At 42.5% G+C, this 4,051-nt stretch carries 3 protein-coding genes; all 3 read left to right on the top strand.

Annotated features, from left to right (window positions below; all coding sequences use genetic code 11):
* Positions 1-296, top strand: a 296-nt coding sequence (locus ABFC84_13565) for an aldo/keto reductase (GenBank protein MEN6413768.1), incomplete at its 5' end; no start/stop codon positions are given.
* A 240-nt stretch (positions 297-536) separates the two neighbouring features.
* Entirely contained in the window at positions 537-3,521 is a 2,985-nt protein-coding gene (locus ABFC84_13570; protein MEN6413769.1) for a DEAD/DEAH box helicase family protein, read from the top strand.
* Positions 3,522-3,563: 42 nt separating this feature from the next.
* Positions 3,564-4,051 (top strand): RhuM family protein (gene rhuM / locus ABFC84_13575; protein MEN6413770.1); only part of this gene is annotated, 488 nt, incomplete at its 3' end.

Consider the following 4,051-nt stretch of genomic DNA (forward strand, 5'->3'; position numbering starts at 1 on the left):
GCTTTGCCAATAATCAAATGTATTATGATCGATATTGGTCGGACGAAAATTTTACTGCCGTGGGAAAACTCACGTCACTTGCTGAAGAGAACGGGATAAGCATTTTGCAGCTTGCCTTGAAGTGGTGCGTTTCACGGCCAGGCGTCACCAGTATCATCAGCGGTGTGAGCAAACTCTCCCAGATTGAACAAAATATTGCATCACTGGAAGGAGAAGCGCTTACCGATGATGTACTGGCAGCTTGCGACGAAGTGTGGCGGTCCTTGGCTGGCACTCGTTTTGGCTATAACCGCTAGTCTACGACCAGCTACAACGTGCCGGACCGGACTCGAAGGGAAGGGTCCGCCGATTCTTTGGTGCGGGTTCGCCATTATACCTGATACGGAGAAGATTATCATCTATAGGCCTAGTGGTAGTTAATTATTGCCATATGTAAATATTTAGCAGGACTTAGCTGCCTCAATATAGAAAATAACCATAACTTCTGGAACGGAAGTTATGGTTATTTTTTTATTTTTAATAATGGAGTCTGAATAATGGACAATATGTTAAAGTATGCATATATGAGCTTTGAAGGGCTGCTGGGAAAATATAAAGCACTTTTAGCTGAAAATGTAAAGCTTAAAGATGAACTGAAAAGTCTTAAGGAACAGTGTGAGATTTCGGAAAGTCGGGACGATCCGGAGCAAGATATCGATGTTTCTTCGTCAGATAGTGATTATCTTGAACAAGATTTAGCGCCGCAAGAATTGTCTTGTAAAAACGAAGAGCAAAATTTCTTGCCGAACGTTAATAATTTCTCAGATCCGAAAGACAAAATCGAATTGTTCATGACACTGTTTAAAGGTCGGGATGATGTTTATGCTAAACGATGGGAGAGCAAAAAGAAAGGTACCTCAGGATACTCGCCAGTTTGCTTAAACGAATGGAAGGCCGGATTGTGCAAAAAGCCAGCGGAAAGATGCAGCCGCTGCTCGAATAAAGCATATGCTTCTCTAGATGAAAAGGTTATTGACAGCCACCTGCGCGGCCGCGGTCATTTTGTAGCAGGGATATATCCGCTGCTTCCGGATGAAACTTGCTGTTTTTTGGCAATTGATTTTGATGAAGGGGGCTGGGAAAAAGATGTAGGCGCATTGCGGGATATATGCCGGGAATTTACTATTCCTATTGCAATCGAACGCTCCCGCTCCGGCAATGGAAGTCATGCATGGTTTTTCTTCAAACAACCGGTAACGGCAGCGATAGCCCGAAAATTCGGCACGGCGTTGCTTACGCATTCCATGAGTAAAAGGCATGAGATCCCGTTTAAATCTTATGACCGGCTGTTTCCGAATCAAGATACGATGCCGAAAGGCGGTCTGGGTAATTTGATCGCGCTTCCGCTGCAAAGAGAGGCGAGAAGTGCCAATAATAGTGAATTCATCGATGAAAATTATAAGCCGTATGACGATCAGTGGGCATTTTTGGCTTCGCTCTCCAGGCTTTCTGAAGAGGATATTACCTTGTTTATAATGAAGCTATGCAACGGTAATGAATACGGCGTTTTACGAAAAGACGAGGAAATGCCGGCAAAGCCTTGGGAGAGAAGGCGGATTTTGTTGTCAAAAAACGATTTTCCGCAAAGTCTGGAAATCGTGCAAGCCAATATGTTGTTTATCCCTAAAGCAGGTTTTTCCGAAAAGGCTTTAAATCAAATGAAAAGATTAGCTGCTTTCAAAAACCCGGAGTTCTATAAAATGCAGGCTATGCGTATGCCCACCGGACAGATTCCCCGAATCATTTCGTGTTCGGAAGAAACCGCCGAATACTTATGTCTGCCAAGGGGATCCAAGGCGGATTTACAGGCACTTTTGACAGAATATGCAATTGATGTGCATTATATAGATAAGACAAATTGTTCTAAAAAAATTAACGTCGAATTTACAGGCCAATTAAGGGATGACCAGCCTGTCGCACTGCAACGGTTACTTGAGTACGATAACGGAGTCCTTTCCGGTACAACCGCTTTTGGCAAAACAGTTGTAGCTATCGCGTTGATCGCAGCAAGGAAAGTAAATACGCTTATTTTGGTCGATAGAGTAAACCTGGTTGCACAGTGGAAGAAACGGCTGGCGGAATTTTTAGCGGTTTATGAGACGTTGCCTGATACCGGTGAAAATTTGCTAAACAAGCGGGGCAGGAAAAAAGCACCCGGCGTTATTGGGCAAATCGGCGGCGGCAAAAATAGCTTAAATGGTATCATAGATATAGCCGTAATTCAGTCACTCAATCGAATGGGCGAAGTCAAAGAATGTGTGAAAGATTATGGCTTGGTTATTGTTGATGAGTGCCATCATATATCCGCATTCAGCTTTGAGAAGGTGCTCAAAAGCATAAATGCAAAATATGTTTACGGCTTGACGGCGACGCCTACCAGAAAGGACGGGCATCATCCGATTATTTTTATGCAGTGCGGTGAGATACGTTACCGGGATGATGCAAGAAAACAGGCTGAAAAAAGGCCGTTTGAGCATTATGTTATACCAAGGTTTACGCCATTTAGAGTCCCTTTGGGGCGGGAAGAGCGAGATGTGGCTATACAAGAGCTGTACGCGGAAATTACTGAAAGCAAAACCAGAAATGAATTGATCGTAGCTGATGTTGTCAGAAATCATGAACAGGGCAGAAACTGTATTGTTTTAACAGAGAGAACGGCACATGTTGAGCTGCTTGCCCAGGAATTAAGTAAAAAAATTCCTGATGTTTTTTCGCTTATGGGGGGAATGGGAGCGAAAAAAACTCGTGAGAACATGCAGGCAATAGAGGGTATGCCTCTGGATAAACCGCTTACTTTAGTGTCTACAGGCAAATATATAGGAGAGGGATTTGATGAGCCTCGACTCGACACACTGTTTTTAGCTATGCCGATTTCCTGGAAAGGTACATTGCAGCAATATGCAGGCAGACTTCACAGGCTGTTTGATAATAAGAATGAAGTGCGAATTTATGATTATGTAGATATTCACGTGCGGATGCTGGAAAAAATGTATAATAAGCGGCTGAACGGATATGCCGCGATTGGGTATAAGGCAAAGGGCGAAACTTCTCTAACCGATTCCATTAACATTATCTTTAACAAGAGTAACTTTTTGCCGGTATACACGAATGATATTGTGAATGCGACTAAAGAACTTGTGATAGTAAGCCCCTTTATAACCAGAAAACGGACTTCGCAGATGCTGGAATATTTGCACACTGCATTACAAAACAAGGTAAACGTAACCATCGTGACGCGAACGGTTGAAGATTTTAGGGGCAAAGCGAGGGACTCTTTTGTTGAGACTTTGAATTTATTTAAAGGAACGGGGATAAATCTGATCTTTAAAGCTAAAATACACCAGAAATTTGCCATTATCGATCAGAAAACAGTTTGGTATGGAAGTATAAATCTATTGAGTTTCGGCAGTGCGGAAGAGAGCATTATGCGGCTGGACAGTTCCAATGTCGCGAATGAACTTATTAAGAGTATTGATAACTAATATCCATTAGTTGGTAATCTATATAAAGAAAGGTTTTGCATTATGAGTAATGAGAAAAAGGTACAAATCCGTAATAGTACTGCTGAATTTCTGATTTTTAGCAAGCAGGCGGGTGAAGATAGCATTGAAGTGCGGATTGCAGATGAAACTGTATGGTTAACTCAAAAGGTGATTGGAGTCCTCTTTGAGAAGGGGCGAAGTACCATTACTGAGCATCTGCGCAATATTTTTGAAACGGGTGAACTTGTTGAAAAAGCAGTATGTCGGGAATTCCGACATACTGCTGAGGACGGTAAAGAATATAGGACAAAGTTCTATATTCTGGATGCGATCATTGCGGTTGGATATCGCGTCAATTCAGAACGGGCGACCCAATTTCGTCAGTGGGCGACGACAATTTTACAAGATTTTGCCATTCGCGGCTATGTATTGGACAAAGAACGGCTAAAAAATGGAGCATTTTTCAATAAGGAATATTTTGACGAGTTGCTTGCTGAAATCCGTGAAATTAGAGCAAGCGAACGTAAATT

The organism is Veillonellales bacterium, assembly GCA_039680175.1.
In the GTDB taxonomy this organism is placed as follows: Bacteria; Bacillota; Negativicutes; order JAAYSF01; family JAAYSF01; genus JBDKTO01.

Excerpts from the sequence above, each read along its gene's own strand:
- ABFC84_13570 (MEN6413769.1), top strand. The coding sequence starts at position 537 with ATGGACAATATGTTAAAGTATGCATATATGAGCTTTGAAGGGCTGCTG.